General features: G+C 35.4%; 17 protein-coding genes and 2 pseudogenes. 12 read left to right on the top strand and 7 right to left on the bottom strand.

Annotation, left to right across the window (positions count from 1 at the left end):
* Nucleotides 1-277: 277 nt before the first annotated feature.
* From BXU10_RS16255 to BXU10_RS16240, 4 genes are read right to left on the bottom strand one after another with little or no spacing between them, the layout of a single operon-like run.
* Nucleotides 278-1,459, bottom strand: coding sequence for a DUF3570 domain-containing protein (locus BXU10_RS16255; protein ID WP_078228477.1), 1,182 nt, complete (start codon nt 1,457-1,459; stop codon nt 278-280).
* Nucleotides 1,460-1,476: 17 nt separating this feature from the next.
* A complete protein-coding gene (locus BXU10_RS16250; RefSeq protein WP_031453335.1) occupies nt 1,477-1,710 on the bottom strand; it encodes a DUF4266 domain-containing protein in 234 nt (77 codons plus the stop codon).
* Nucleotides 1,707-2,600 carry an FAD:protein FMN transferase gene (locus BXU10_RS16245; protein ID WP_255406143.1) on the bottom strand — a complete coding sequence of 298 codons (894 nt, stop codon included), beginning with the start codon at nt 2,598-2,600 and terminating at the stop codon, nt 1,707-1,709. The genes BXU10_RS16250 and BXU10_RS16245 overlap by 4 nt, the downstream gene beginning before the upstream one ends.
* A gap of 40 nt (nt 2,601-2,640) precedes the next feature.
* Nucleotides 2,641-3,081, bottom strand: coding sequence for a thioredoxin family protein (locus BXU10_RS16240; protein ID WP_078228473.1), 441 nt, complete (start codon nt 3,079-3,081; stop codon nt 2,641-2,643).
* Nucleotides 3,082-3,481: 400 nt separating this feature from the next.
* Between BXU10_RS16240 and BXU10_RS16235 the strand changes: the two genes are divergently transcribed.
* The 5 genes and pseudogenes from BXU10_RS16235 to BXU10_RS16215 all read left to right on the top strand — a co-directional run bounded on the left by BXU10_RS16235 (nt 3,482) and on the right by BXU10_RS16215 (nt 7,680).
* Nucleotides 3,482-4,228 carry a phosphatase PAP2 family protein gene (locus tag BXU10_RS16235; RefSeq protein WP_078228863.1) on the top strand — a complete coding sequence of 249 codons (747 nt, stop codon included), beginning with the start codon at nt 3,482-3,484 and terminating at the stop codon, nt 4,226-4,228.
* Nucleotides 4,229-4,569: 341 nt separating this feature from the next.
* Nucleotides 4,570-5,448, top strand: a complete 879-nt coding sequence (locus tag BXU10_RS16230; protein WP_078228472.1) for an AraC family transcriptional regulator — start codon at nt 4,570-4,572, stop codon at nt 5,446-5,448.
* Nucleotides 5,449-5,533: 85 nt separating this feature from the next.
* Nucleotides 5,534-6,130 carry a DapH/DapD/GlmU-related protein gene (locus BXU10_RS16225; protein WP_078228470.1) on the top strand — a complete coding sequence of 199 codons (597 nt, stop codon included), beginning with the start codon at nt 5,534-5,536 and terminating at the stop codon, nt 6,128-6,130.
* 11 nt (nt 6,131-6,141) lie between these two features.
* A pseudogene (locus BXU10_RS16220) lies at nt 6,142-6,621 on the top strand (cyclophilin-like fold protein).
* Nucleotides 6,622-6,633: 12 nt separating this feature from the next.
* Nucleotides 6,634-7,680, top strand: a complete 1,047-nt coding sequence (locus tag BXU10_RS16215) for an alpha/beta hydrolase (RefSeq protein WP_078228469.1) — start codon at nt 6,634-6,636, stop codon at nt 7,678-7,680.
* 173 nt (nt 7,681-7,853) lie between these two features.
* Here the strand turns inward: BXU10_RS16215 and BXU10_RS25800 are convergent, their stop codons facing one another.
* From BXU10_RS25800 to BXU10_RS25790, 3 genes and pseudogenes are all read right to left on the bottom strand, one after another.
* Nucleotides 7,854-8,159, bottom strand: a complete 306-nt coding sequence (locus BXU10_RS25800) for a hypothetical protein (RefSeq protein WP_369803416.1) — start codon at nt 8,157-8,159, stop codon at nt 7,854-7,856.
* 18 nt (nt 8,160-8,177) lie between these two features.
* Nucleotides 8,178-8,438: pseudogene (locus tag BXU10_RS25795) on the bottom strand (NUDIX hydrolase); the annotation flags it as partial.
* A gap of 15 nt (nt 8,439-8,453) precedes the next feature.
* Complete coding sequence (locus tag BXU10_RS25790) at nt 8,454-8,600, bottom strand: hypothetical protein (RefSeq protein WP_369803412.1); 147 nt, start codon at nt 8,598-8,600, stop codon at nt 8,454-8,456.
* A gap of 261 nt (nt 8,601-8,861) precedes the next feature.
* Here BXU10_RS25790 and BXU10_RS16205 point away from each other — a divergent pair, with 261 nt between their 5' ends.
* The 7 genes from BXU10_RS16205 (at nt 8,862) to BXU10_RS16185 (ending at nt 14,120) form a co-directional block, all read left to right on the top strand.
* Nucleotides 8,862-9,647, top strand: coding sequence for a hypothetical protein (locus tag BXU10_RS16205; RefSeq protein ID WP_078228467.1), 786 nt, complete (start codon nt 8,862-8,864; stop codon nt 9,645-9,647).
* A gap of 5 nt (nt 9,648-9,652) precedes the next feature.
* Complete coding sequence (locus BXU10_RS16200) at nt 9,653-9,886, top strand: hypothetical protein (protein ID WP_078228464.1); 234 nt, start codon at nt 9,653-9,655, stop codon at nt 9,884-9,886.
* A 105-nt stretch (nt 9,887-9,991) separates the two neighbouring features.
* A complete protein-coding gene (locus BXU10_RS16195; protein WP_078228462.1) occupies nt 9,992-10,771 on the top strand; it encodes a hypothetical protein in 780 nt (259 codons plus the stop codon).
* The gene (locus tag BXU10_RS25785; RefSeq protein ID WP_369803411.1) at nt 10,692-11,510 is read left to right on the top strand and encodes a glycoside hydrolase family 3 N-terminal domain-containing protein; all 819 of its coding nucleotides are present in this window, start codon (nt 10,692-10,694) and stop codon (nt 11,508-11,510) included. The genes BXU10_RS16195 and BXU10_RS25785 overlap by 80 nt, the downstream gene beginning before the upstream one ends.
* Before the next feature lie 51 nt (nt 11,511-11,561).
* Nucleotides 11,562-12,728 (top strand): hypothetical protein, encoded by a 1,167-nt coding sequence (locus BXU10_RS25780; RefSeq protein WP_369803410.1) that lies wholly within the window; start codon nt 11,562-11,564, stop codon nt 12,726-12,728.
* Nucleotides 12,718-13,002 (top strand): hypothetical protein, encoded by a 285-nt coding sequence (locus tag BXU10_RS25775; RefSeq protein WP_369803409.1) that lies wholly within the window; start codon nt 12,718-12,720, stop codon nt 13,000-13,002. Before BXU10_RS25780 ends, BXU10_RS25775 begins: the two co-directional genes overlap by 11 nt.
* Before the next feature lie 233 nt (nt 13,003-13,235).
* Nucleotides 13,236-14,120, top strand: coding sequence for an alpha/beta hydrolase (locus BXU10_RS16185; protein WP_078228460.1), 885 nt, complete (start codon nt 13,236-13,238; stop codon nt 14,118-14,120).
* The last annotated feature ends 43 nt before the right edge of the window (nt 14,121-14,163 follow it).

Here is a 14,163-nt window from a genome sequence, read left to right as displayed (position 1 = left end):
ATAAAATAATAAAGTAGAAGTATGAAGCTATTTGCTATACAAGGTTGTAAATTCGATCGATGAAAATATTTGAAAAGAACAAATAGGATATGAAAATCAAGAAAATTTAGAGTTTTTATAAAAAATTCCCTGGTTTCAAATTTTATGAAACCAGGGAATTATATAAAACAACATTTTTAAAACCAATAATTAAGTTGTTTATATGGAGTTTTTACCGATAAAATTTTGAAATTTACCCTTGTATTGTTCCGTAACCCTAACTTTTTAAGCTATAGGTTTATTTGTATTTAATATTAAGACTTATAATATCAGAAGTCAGATTGTTGGATCTATCGTAATGTCCGTATCGGATTTCAAGCGTATTCCAATGTTTAAGACCAAAAATACCATCTGGAGGCGTGAATTTCATCCCCATTCCAAAAAAACTGCTGTCAAACTTAGACAGGTCATAGTTGCTGGTGTAGAAGTTATCAGCATCGGTATGAGCTCCGTATGGTTTGAAATACTTTGCGGCACTTTGTGTATAATATCTGTAAAAAGGACTTAGCGAAAATGACTGGGTCAGCTTTACCGGTATTTCAAGATCAGCCGTATGGGCTTTTAAATTCCAGTCATCAGTATAATACCTGTAGTAGGCTCTTATGATAATATTATCGCCTAGAAAATAACTGGCTCTTATTCCCAATGGAATTTTAAGTCTGGTATCAGGCATTTTTTCCTGTCGAACTGGGCCATCAGCAAAATAAACCCTGTGGAAAGGAAGACTTAAGTAACCGTTCTGACTGATAATATCTCCTACAAGCATAACCTGAAGCCTCTGGTTGATGATTTGAGAATAACTCAGTGTTCCGGCAAAAGTGTTTCGGTTTGCGCTTCCATAATTTTCACCTGAAGTACGAAGTTCAAGGGGTTCAATAAGTTTTAACTGGTCAATAAACGTTTGGAATTTAGCTGTAAATTCACCATTCTTATTTTTTGTTTTTTGTGAGAAGCTGATGTTTCCTCCAAAAGACTGATAATCAAATTCTGTAGAGGATGAAACGCCTATTCCAAAAGTCCTTCCCTTTTCTTCATTCTCCCTGAGATAGCTTAAAGAAGGGTAGAAGCGATTATCTGAAGAAGAAGCAGAAGAATTAGCACTCAGGTCAATCATATCTGAAGAAGCTGATGTATAGTGATCAATACCCGCTTCAATATCAAAGGTGTGTTTAATTCCTGTTTCGCCGTATTTAACGAGTTTAACATCAATAGTATTCGCTATATCGGTTAGGTGCTGTGATCCGATTCCTCCTCCGACAGCTGAATTATTACCATCTTGTTTATAATAACTCGATACTAAATTTACCTCTTCAAGTTTTAATTTTTTGCTTTTGTAAGCCGTCGAATCAGAAGGTATATTTTGTGCTTTTAATTGGAATAAAGCCAATAATGCAAATCCTGTAATGAATATTCTTTTCATCTGTTTATGATATCAAATTAGTTACAGCCACAGCCTCCGCCGCTTTTACCTGCATTTGCTCCCGAAGCTCCCTCGCGGTAGGATTGAAAACTTAGTTCTGTTTTTTCAATTTTCCTGTTGGCAAGTACCATTTCAGAATCGTTGATTTTTCCCTTCTGATATTCTTTAACAGAAGTACAGGATGATGTGAGAATGCCTGCTAAAGCAATACTGCACAAGAGTACGAGATTTTGCTGCTTTTGATTTTTCATTTTAGGCGAATGTTTTTTGAAGTGTAAATTTTATTGTTGTCATCTATTATTATACAATGCAAATCAGGAATCTGATCTATTAAATACAAACCAGCTTTGATTCCCATAACGGCTATTGGAGTAGCCATTGCATCTGCAAATTCAGCATTTGATGCGATAATGGTAACGCTTTTTATTCCCGTTATCGGAAGGCCTGTTTTTGGATCTATGGTATGCGAATATTTCCTGCCGTTAATGGTTACAAATTTTTCATAATTTCCGGATGTGGCTACTGCTTTATTGGATATTTCCATATAAGAGAAAGCCGCATTTGGAGCATCAGGATCAGCTACTCCAATAGTCCATCTGCTGCCATCGGGCTGTAATCCCCATGCGCACAAATCCCCGCTGGCATTAATGATTCCGCTCTTTACATCGCGTTTCAGCAGGACTTGTTTTGCCATTTCGGCTGCATAACCTTTACCAATTCCTCCAAAGCCGATGTGCATACCCTTTTCTTTTAAAAATACACTTGTATTTTCTTTATCCAGAATTATATTTCTGTAATCAATAAGATGTACCATTTTCAAAGCTGTTTCGTTATCTGGAAGTGAGGTCATGGAACGATCAAAATTCCAAAGTGTTTTGTCAATGCTTCCGTATGAAATATCAAAAGCTCCCTGAGTAATACCAGAAATACCAACTGATCTTTCAATAAGATTGAAAACTTCCGGATCAACTTTTACGGGATTGATGCCGGCAGCATTATTAATCTGATTGGTCTGGCTGTCATCTTTATAGGTCGTAAGCAGATTTTCAATACGCTTAATCTCTTCAATCGCAGCATTAATATGTTCGTCAGCAGTAACCTGATTCCCGGCTGTGACAGTGATAGTGAACATATTTCCCATAAGTTTCAGGGACTGTGAATATTTTTGATGACCAGACATGTTATTTTCTATTATCACATAAAGCTTTTATCTCAGCAGTCCACTGTTCTGCAGCGTTCTCTGGTTTTCCGTGCCATGTTTTGAGGACTTTTCCTTCTGAGTCAAGCAGCAGTGTTAAAGGAAAACTTCCTTCTTTATTGTATATTTCAGCAAGCTCTTCATTTTGTTTTACCTGTTCAGGAGTACCAATGTTTTTCTTTTTTCTTGGAAAATCTGCATTTACCAATATTAAATTTTTGTCTGCCAATTCAGTAAAGGAAGGATTCTGAAAATAATCTCTATGCATTACAATACAAGGCCCACACCAGTCCGAACCCGAGAAATTAAGAAGAATGAGTTCGTTTTTTTCCTTTGCCGTTTTTTTTGCCTTATTAAAATCAGTTTCCCAGTTTATAGTTCCTGGAAGAATCCCCAATAAAAGGAACATAGTAATTAGTTTCATATTGATGTGTGTTTTATATATCTAATTAACGAAATATATGCATTATTGGTTTTTCAGCATGCTTAAGATTTGATTAAGTTTTCAAATTTTACTTTAGAATAATAAAATGCATCTGTAATTTTTAAGCTTCATAATATTACACGTATTTATTTTAACTCTTATAAATATACTTGTTTTTTATTTTTTTGTAGGATAAATATGTTAAAAATATCTGTATTTTTGAAATGTTTATTCTAGCTATTATTTATTATCTTTCATTGAATTAGAATTAAAATATTTATCTCTAGAATGTTGTTGATTTTGTACTCTAAAAATTGAATATTTAATGCAACTGCTGTTTGAAAAAAACTTTCGTTTAACCTAAAGTCTGTAGCCCTAAATGTATTTTTATAAAAAAGTGATGAAGAAAATTTATTCGTTAATTATAAGTAGTTTTTTGACTTTAAGCGCCTTTGGGCAGTCTCACAGTTCGGATAGTCTGAATATCAATAAAGACTTAAAATTTAAATATGAAGCCTTAATTATTCCGGGAGTTTTAATTGGATATGGAGTTATTGGGCTCGAAAGTCACACCCTTAAAGACATCAATACAGATACTAAAAATGAAATAAAAGAGCATATTGACAAGAAGTTTACTATTGATGATTTTTCACAGTATTCTGCTTTTTTGTCTGTTTATGCTCTAAATGCAGCAGGCGTTAAAGGGAAAAATAATTTCAAAGACCGCACAATTATTCTGACCTCAGCTTATTTAATTATGGGAACAACGGTAAATATAATTAAAATGACAGGAAACGAAATGAGACCTGATGGGACTTCAAACAACTCATTTCCTTCGGGTCATACAGCAACTGCTTTTATGGGAGCAGAATTTTTGTATCAGGAATATAAAGATGTATCTATATGGTACGGTGTTTCAGGATATTTGGTAGCTGCAGGAACGGGATTTTTCAGGATGTATAACGACAGACACTGGTTTAGTGATGTTGCAGCCGGAGCCGGCATCGGAATTTTGAGTACTAAAATAGCCTACTGGCTTCACCCTGTTACTAAAAAAATATTCAAAAAAAAGGAAAATCTAAACGGAGTGATTTTACCGGTATATAATGGCAGAGAATATGGACTTGCAATGGCGGTGTCATTTTAGAGGGGATTTAATTCACCCGTTGGTTGGAATTAAAAATAATTGTCAGGCTGAGCGGAGTCGAAGCCCTTTTGTGTTCAAAAGCCTTCGACTTAGTTTATCCTGAGCGAAATCGAATGGACTCAGGATGATATCAATTCCTTAAGTTATAAATGAGGTTTTACTCCCGATTTTATACTTTTTATAATCAAATCAATTTTTTAATCAATTTCACCCAACGGGTTTAATTATTAAAATTCATTAGCGTTAGTCTTTTCTTTAGTTCTCCATTTCCTGATCTATTATTTTATTGTTCTCAGTTAGTTTAAAGCTATGTGTAAGTTTGAATTTCTTAACTTTGTAAAATGAAAGAGAAAATAATAAGAGAAGTTTCGAAGTTTAACAATGAACTGAAGCTCCAGGGATTTAAAGCATTCCAGATAGAAGATGATGGTGCTGAAACCAGAACTTACAGCAGAAAAGAATTTTATAAAATCTGCCTTACGACTGGGAAAAGTAAGATTCATTATTCGGATAAAACCTATGAGCAGGAAGGTACAATTCTATTTTTCGGCAATCCGCACATTCCATATTCCTGGGAAACCATTTCCACTACTTATGTTGGCTACACTATTTTATTTTCAGAAGAGTTTTTTAAAAACTCCGAACGTTCGGAAAGCTTACAGCAATCGTCGTTTTTTAAAATTGGGGGAACACCTGTTTTGAAAATTACAGAAGAACAAAGAACTTTTCTTAATACTATTTTTCAGAAAATGATTGCGGAGCAGGAAAGTGACTATGTGTTTAAAGATGAGTTGATTCGAAATTATATTAGTCTTATCATTCACGAATCTTTAAAGATGGAACCTTCTGAAAATTTCGAACAAAATAAAAATGCATCTTCCAGATTGTCATCTGTTTTTTTGGAATTACTGGAAAGACAGTTTCCTATTGAAACGACTTCAAATCCATTACAATTAAGAACGGCACAACATTACGCAAAACATTTAAATGTGCATATCAATTATCTGAATCGTGCAGTAAAAGAAGTTACCGGAAAATCTACGACTACTCATATTACAGAACGAATCATTACAGAAGCCAAAGCACTCTTGCAGCACACTGACTGGAGTATTTCTGAAATCGCTTATTCACTTGGATTTGATTATCCAACCTACTTCAATAATTTCTTCAAAAAAGTTACCGGAACTAATCCAACCGCATTTCGTTCAGTTCAAGTTTGAATTTCTTAATCTTTGGTTTGATAATCGTTACTATCTTGCTTAAAGGCAATCATACCTTTGTATCTGATTATTTAATTCAAATACAATGTCAGATTCAAACCCTGTTTTTAATGCTGCGCCATTTCAAAAAGATATTTTTGAGCGGCTTTTAACTGGTGAAACCATACTGCCTAATGATTCGCAGATAACCAGATTAAGAGAGAAAGTATTTGCTGTGAAAGCATTACTTACTCAGATCAATAATTCTTCGAATCCTGAAGAAATCACGCAAATATTGAGCAGGATTTTAGATAAAGATGTTCGGGATGCTGTCGTATTTACACCTGTTTACATTAATTACGGAAAACACATTACAATAGGCAAAAACGTATTCATCAATTTTGACTGTACCTTTTTGGCATTGGGCGGAATTACGATTGAAGACGACGTTTTAATTGGCCCGAAAGTCAGCCTCATTACCGAAAACCATCCATTAAATCCTCTGGAAAGAAAAGGACTGATTTGCAAACCCATCCTCATCAAAAAAAATGCATGGATTGGTGCCAATGCGACCATTTTGCCCGGCGTAACAATTGGCGAAAATGCCGTTGTAGCAGCAGGAGCGGTTGTCTCGAAAGATGTTCCAGATAATACCATCTTTGGCGGCATTCCAGCGAAATTCATTAAAAATGTTCAACCTTAAAAGAAATAATTATGAAACTGAAATTCTTAATACCATTTATAACTATTCTTTTCACTTTTTCTTTTTCTACCGCAAGTTGCAGCAAAGATGGTGAAACAGCACCGTCTCCAAATAATGGTAGTGGAAATAATACCCCTTCAACATCCAAAATGAAAATTACAATTGGTACAGCAGTTTTTACAGCAATATTATATGACAACCCAAGTGCAGCTGCGTTTAAGTCAATGCTGCCGCTTAGCATAAATATGACTGAGCTGAATAGAAATGAAAAGTACTACGATTTTCCAGGTACGCTTCCAACAAATGCTTCGGTTGGCGGAGATATAAAAGCTGGTGATTTAATGCTTTACTGAAATAATGTACTGGTGCTTTTTTATAAAAGTTTCAATACCTCATACCGCTATACCAAACTCGGATATGTTGATAATCCTTCCGGACTTGCTGATGCATTGGGTAACGGAAATGTAATCGTAAAATTTGAGAATAATTAAAAATAGTATAAAATGAAAAAAGTATTGGGAATCGCAATATTGTTTCTGGTAACAGGACAATTATTTGCACAAAAAGTAAAATTAAATTCAGAAAAAATGAATACATCAAAAGAACATTATACATTTCAATTAAGCGATAAAGTAACCCGTAAAAAAGTATCCTTCAAAAACCGTTACGGCATTACATTAAGTGGAGATTTATACCTTCCAAAAAATGCAGGAACTGAAAAATTATCTGCATTGGCAATCAGTGGACCTTTTGGAGCGGTAAAACAGCAATCATCAGGATTATACGCTAACCAAATGGCAGAACGCGGTTTTATAGCTTTGGCATTCGACCCATCTTATACAGGAGAGAGCAGTGGCGAACCAAGAAATGTTGCTTCTCCGGAAATCAATACTGAAGATTTTAGTGCAGCTGTTGACTTTTTAGGATTACAGAAAAGTGTAGACCGAAACAAAATAGGTATTATCGGAATTTGTGGTTTTGGCGGTTTTGCGTTGAATGCAACTGCTATAGACAAACGAGTGAAAGCTGTTGCCGCTACAAGTTTGTATGATATGACCAGAGTAATATCAAAAGGCTATAATGATTCGGTAACACTGGAACAAAGAACCCAAACACTCGAAGCTTTGGGTCAGCAGCGCTGGAAAGATGCAGAAGCAGGAAAACCGGCAGATGGTTCAAGAAATTTACCTGAAAAATTGAAAGGAGACGAGCCTCAATTTGTAAAAGAATATTTTGACTATTACAGAACGCCCCGAGGTTTTCAGGTTAATTCTGTCAACTCAAACGGAGCCTGGTTAGTAACCAATCCACTATCCTTTATGAATATGCCGATTTTGACTTATGTAAAAGAAATTTCGCCAAGACCAATGCTATTAATTGCTGGTGAAAATGCGCATTCAAGATATTTTAGTGAAGACATTTTTAAAGTAGCAAATGAACCAAAAGAATTGATAATTATTCCAAATACTGTTCACGTAGATTTGTATGATAAAGTGGATGTGATTCCATTTGATAAATTAGACACTTTCTTTAAAGAATATTTGAAATAAAACCAAAACCACAAAACCGTTGACATTCATCAACGGTTTTTGTATTTAAAACAGATCATCTTTCTCTAAAAAGTGTTTGTTTTGGAAACCAAAATCACAGAAAAAACAATCTAACCTAACTAAAAATGGTCATTTATGAAGCAAGGAGTTATCTTCCCTTTTTTTATTAATTTTTACCATCCTCCTTTAAGCCCTTCTTTCAAAGCATTATTATATTTTTCCAAATCAAAACTGTACAAATCCGGTGCTTTATGTGCTCCGCCTTTTCTGGATTCGTCTAATTTTGTTAAAATATCATAACGAAGAATTTTTCTGTAAAAGTTTCCTCTGTTTAATTTCTTTCCTAAAATACCTTCGTATAATTTTTGAAGTTCCGGCATTGTAAATTTTTCAGGAAGAAGGTTATAACCAATTGGATGGTTGTTTAATTGTTCACGAAGTGTCACTAAAGCTTTGTTAAAAATAGTTTGGTGATCCATCATAAATGCGGGAAGATTTTCGATAGAATGCCATTTAACAACGCTCGAGAATTCATCAATATCCATTTTTACCTGCCCATGCTCTGCTAAAGCATAATACCCAATAGAAACAAATCGTTGTTTGTGCCACATGCTGTCATCATATTCTTCAAAAGCAAATTCAGAACGATTTAAATTTCCAAAAGTGTAAAACTGCTGCAGGTAAATATTTTCAGTTCCTGTTCTGTCTTTTAAGATGCGAATTGCAGCATTGTCAACATTTTCGGTCTTTTCGACATAACCTCCAGGAAGTCCTCATTCTTCACGGTCTCTCAATTTTAAAAGTAGAACCTGAAGTTCATTTTCGTGAAAACTGAAGATAACACAGTCAATATAAAGTGTTGGAATATACTTTTTCCAGGACTCTTCAGAACGTATTTCGAGTAGTTTTTTAAATTCCATGAGGATACAATTAGATTCAAGTTTAAACTTTTTAATAGGTATAAGTCAAATAAATTAAGTTTTTACCTATAATTTATTGAGCTGCACAAAAAAACTAAAAAGTGATATTTTCTTTTTTAAGAAACTTCATTCGAATTTTAGGGAATCAATTTTTAGAGATGTCTTTTTTTTAATAATTACAGGACTTTACGCAAACGAGGTAGTAAAATGTCATTATGAAGCAATGAAAATTTCATTTTGAAAACCTAACTTAAACTACTCATGAAAAAATTAATTATTGCCACAATCTGTTTGGTGTTTTATCCAGCCTCCGAAGTTTTTTCGCAAGAAGAAAAACAACAAAAAGCTACAGATTCGATTAAAAAAAACATCAAAATTGTAGAATCAGACACCAAAGAAGAAAAAAATAGAAACGTAATGCTAAATGCGGCCAATAATACAGGACCGCGTGATGTAAATATTGGTCTTCCCTCAACTGTGGGTGGAATAACCATTCAGGAAAATGATCTGCCGGTGGTATATTATTTCTGGCCAGAATTGCCAAACAGAACCTGGAGACAAAGCAAGAGCTTAGAAAAAACCGGATTATTGAAAATTGGAGAAGCGGCAATTACAACAGGAGATTTAGGTTTCGCCGTAAACTCATACACAAAATTAGCAACAGATAAATTAGAAATTGTTGGAAACCTTTCCGGTTCTTATGCCGTTTTCAGATATAAAGAAGGAGGCAAAGTCGAAGAGTATAATGATTTTAAAATTGGACGTGATTGGTATATCGTAAACGACGGAACTTTGAAGTTTAAAGATATCATGACCGGAGAAACTAAATTTGCAGACATGGGTGGAAGTGATGCTGCATCGACTTCTCACACTTTTGATATTTTAGGAAATTATGATTTAGCGAACGACTGGAAATTCAATTTCTCAACTCGTTTTCGCTATGCAGAAGCTTCTCAGCTAATTGCTTTCTACTTGGAATTTTCCAGGCAAGTGCGGCAGATAATTTCACTTATAAGTCAACAGGAAACGCGTATGTTGGAAACGTAAATTCGATGTTGGGATTATACACAGACGGAACTCCGACAAAAACAGCGCTTTCCAGATTTGAAATTAAAAAGAATGTAGAAAAACACAAATGGAGATTTGGTCTTTTAGAATACTATTACCAGGTTGATGATTTTACTTCAAGCCGTTCTTTTTTTAATCAGACAGTAAGTGCAAATCCGGATAAATTGGTCCGTAATACACCAGGCGGAACTTCAAATACTGATGCTCACGGATTTTAAAACTATAATGCAGGAGGTGAATACCACAATGGTTTCGAAAACAAATTATCGGGTTATTTCTCAGATAATTGGACAATCAGCGATCGTTTCAGCTTAGCTTACGGAGTGAGATATCACAAATTAAAAGGAGATTATTACCTGATGCCAAGAACACCGGATTTAATTTTTGATCCAAGTCAGAAAACCTATTTTGACAACAATTGGTTTCATTTAGGAGGTTCTATTAATGCGGTTTATAAAGTAACAAAAAGCGCCGGAATCCTTGCTGACTTTACCTATACAGAAAAAAATGGTCAGTTAGAAAGCTACTCAGGAGCTGTGGCGCCAAATATGGCTAAAACAAAAAGTCCATTAGCAGCTTTCGGATTGTATTTCAATCAGGAGAAATTTAGTTTGGTTTCTCAGGCGACATACCTAACGAGAAATAATTATCAGGCAAGATTAAATTTAGTAAACCCGTCAAATGTCAGCCAGTCAGAAGTGGCAACAGTTTTCTACGATATTCAGACTTTGGGCTGGACTACAGATATCGTAGCAACTCCATTCAAAGGATTTAATCTGCATTATTTAATTACGTTTCAGGATCCGGTTTACAAGAATTATGATTTTTCAGCTTTTGGAAATAATTATTCTTACAATGATAAAAATGTATTGGAAGTTTTTAAAGTATTAATGGAAATCGATCCAAGTTATACCTACGGACATTTCAAGGTTTGGGCAAGTTTCCAGGATCTTACATCCGTCCATTTACATTGGAAGTTTCTCTTAATTTCAGATTCTAAATTTTATTTCGATAAAAAAAATAATGATAACTGCCGGTTTTGCTTTTTTTCTGAACGTTACCATGCAGGCACAACAAGCCAATTTTACGATTGTAAAAAATAATAAAGGTTCAGATTTGGGATATTCTCCCGAATCTGGCATCAAAATTTTGACAGTCAATGGTAAAAAGTTCAAAGATTTAAACAAAAATGGAAAGCTCGATAAATATGAAGACTGGCGCCTTTCAGCAGATGAACGTGCGAAAGATTTAGCTTCAAAAATGTCGGTTGAACAAATGGCAGGATTGATGCTTTACAGTCGTCATCAGGCGTTGCCGGCTCCGGTTGATGGTTATAGAGCAGGTCATTATAACGGAAAATTATATCCTGAAAGCGGTGCAAAACCCTGGCAATTGACAGATGAACAGCAAGCATTTCTAAAAGAAGATAATCTGCGCCATGTTTTGATTACAAGTGTAGAAAATCCCGAAGTTGCTGCTTTGTGGAACAAGCAAATGCAGGCTTTTGTAGAAGGAATTGGATTGGGAATTCCGAGCAACACAAGTACAGATCCGCGTCATACAGCAAATGTGACCTCTGAATTTAACGCAGGAGCAGGAGGAACAATTTCGATGTGGCCCGATGGTTTAGGAATGGCCTCTACTTTTGATCCTAAAATTGTAGAACTGTTTGGACAGATTGCAGCTAAAGAATATCGTGCTTTAGGAATTGCAACGGCTTTATCTCCGCAAATCGATTTAGGATCTAAGCCAAGATGGTACAGAATCTCTATGACTTTTGGCGAAAGCCCAGCTTTAACCAGAGATATGGCAAGAGCCTATATTGACGGTTTCCAGACTTGATACGGAAAAGACGAAATCAAAAACGGCTGGGGTTACAAAAGTGTGAATGCCATGGTAAAACACTGGCCAAGCGGTGGTGCCGAAGAAGGAGGACGTGATGGCCACTGGGCGTACGGGAAATTTGCCGTTTATCCGGGAAATAATTTACAACAGCATATTGATCCATTCATCAATGGCGCTTTCAAATTGAAAGGAAAAACGAGTAAAGCTTCGGCGGTAATGCCTTATTACACGATCACTTTTGATCAGGATAAAAAGTATAATGAAAATGTAGCCAACGGTTTCAGTAAATTCATTATTACCGATTTATTAAGAGATAAATACGGTTATGACGGTGTTGTTTGCACGGATTGGCTAGTAACAGGTGAAGAAGGAAAAACACCAAATCTTTTTGCAGGAAAACCGTGGGGAGTTGAGAATCTTTCTATTGATGAAAGATATTACAAAGCCATTGTTGCCGGAGTAGATCAGTTTGGTGGCAATAATGATAAAAAAACAGTTTTGGCTGCTTATGAAATGGGGGTTAAAGAATTTGGCGAACCTTTTATGAGAGCCAGATTCGAAAGATCAGCAGTGCGTTTATTGAAAAACATTTTCAGAGTCGGGCTTTTTGAAAATCCGTATTTAAATGTTGATGAAACGAAAGCAATTGTTGGAAATCCTGCATTTATGAAAGCTGGTTATGATGCACAGTTAAAATCGGTTGTATTATTAAAAAACAAAGCTTCTGTTTTGCCTTTAAAAGAAAAGAAAACGGTTTTTATTCCGAAGATTTATAACGCTTCAACCAAAGACTGGTGGGGAGTTGCGAGTCAGCCGAAATTAGAATATCCGGTAAATTTAGAATTGGTTAAGAAATATTATAATGTTACTGAAGATCCGTCAAAAGCAGATTTTGCGATTGTTTTTGTAACAAGTCCACAGAGTTTAGAAGGTGGTTACGATTTAAAAGACAGACAAAACGGTAGTAATGGTTATGTACCGATTTCACTTCAATACGGAACTTACACTGCAACTGAAGCGAGAACAAAAAGTATCGCTGCCGGAGATCAGGTTATTGATCCGACAATTAAAGACAGAACATACAAAAACAAAACGGTTACCGCTGCCAACACTATGGATTTGAGAACGATTCTCGATACCAAAGATATGATGAAAGGAAAACCGATTATTGTTTCTGTTACAGTAAATAAACCAATTATTTTTAATGATTTTTAATGAATTTGAAAGAGAAGTGGACGGAATTGTTCTGAATTTCGGCGTTTCTTCTCAGGCTGTTTTGGATATCATTTCAGGAAAAACAGAACCTTCAGGATTGCTTCCGGTGCAAATGCCGGTAAATATGGAAACGGTTGAAAAACAGTTTGAAGATGTTCCTTATGATATGGTTCCGCATAAAGACAGCGAAGGAAATCTTTATGATTTTGCTTTTGGACTGAACTGGAAAGGTGTTATAAAAGATGCCAGAACGGAAACTTATAAGAAAGAATAGTTTAATCGCGCAAAGTTTTTTTGTCATTTCGACGAAGGAGAAATCTTAATAAGTATCTCCGATCCTAAAAGTAGCCAATCTTTGTCGAGTTTCTCGCGGAGATTTCTCCTTCGTCGAAATGACAAACTTAATGTGATAAAAAAAATGTTAAATAAGACTTTCAAGAACCATAAAAATCAGCAAAATCAGCTCAAATCTTAATAAATCTGCGTGAAACAATAAACAACAACACTATGAACAATAAAATCACAATACTATTCGCTTTTCTAATGCTTGCAGGAAGAACAGCAAAAGCACAAGAAACCGTAAAACTATACGCCGGAAAAGCACCGGGATCTGAAAACTGGACGCAGAAAGAAGCCCAAATGTATTCGGATCTTTTTAAAACAGAAGTCGTTTACAATGTAACCGATCCGGGTTTATTGGTATATCAGGTTCCGAAAGGAGTTAAAAATACAGGAACAGCAATTGTTATTGCGCCAGGAGGTGGATTTCAAAGCTTATCCATTAACAGAGAAGGTAAAGAACTGGCAGAAATTTTAAGTAAAAAAGGAATTACCGCTTTTGTTTTAAAATACCGTTTGAATAAAACCGAAACCAACGATCCGGCAAGGGAGATGATGGACAAATTAAAAGACAGGGCCGCTTTTGAAAAAAAATCTCTGGCAACAATTCAACTGGCCGCAAAAGACGGAAAAACAGCTTTGAACTACGTCCGCAGCAATGCTTCAAAATACGGTATCGATACTAAAAAAGTGGGGATTATTGGTTTCTCTGCTGGAGTCGCAATGGAAACGGTTTTGGATAATAGAGCAGAAGAGCTTCCAGATTTTGTAGCCAATATTTATGGAGGGCCAAGGCCAGAACTTTTAAACGTTCCGGCACCGGAAAAAAAGATTCCAATGTTTGTCTGCGCCGCAAGCGACGATCAGTTGAAATTGGCTCCAAGAAGTATTCAAATGTATACTAAATGGCTGGAGGCAGGTCAAAGTGTAGAATTACACATGTACTCTAAAGGCGGTCACGGTTTTGGAACCGGAAAACAAAATTTACCGGTCGATTCAGGGGAAACCCGTTTTGAAGAATGGCTTTTACTGGAAGGCTTTTTAGCTAAATAAATATGGAAGGTTTCACGCAGATTTAAAAGGATTTAAGCAGATA

This window comes from Flavobacterium sp. LM4 (genome assembly GCF_002017935.1).
In the GTDB taxonomy this organism is placed as follows: domain Bacteria; phylum Bacteroidota; class Bacteroidia; order Flavobacteriales; family Flavobacteriaceae; genus Flavobacterium; species Flavobacterium chungangense.
The sequence above is the reverse complement of the archived record's forward strand: the minus strand, read 5'-3'. Positions and strand labels throughout refer to the sequence as shown.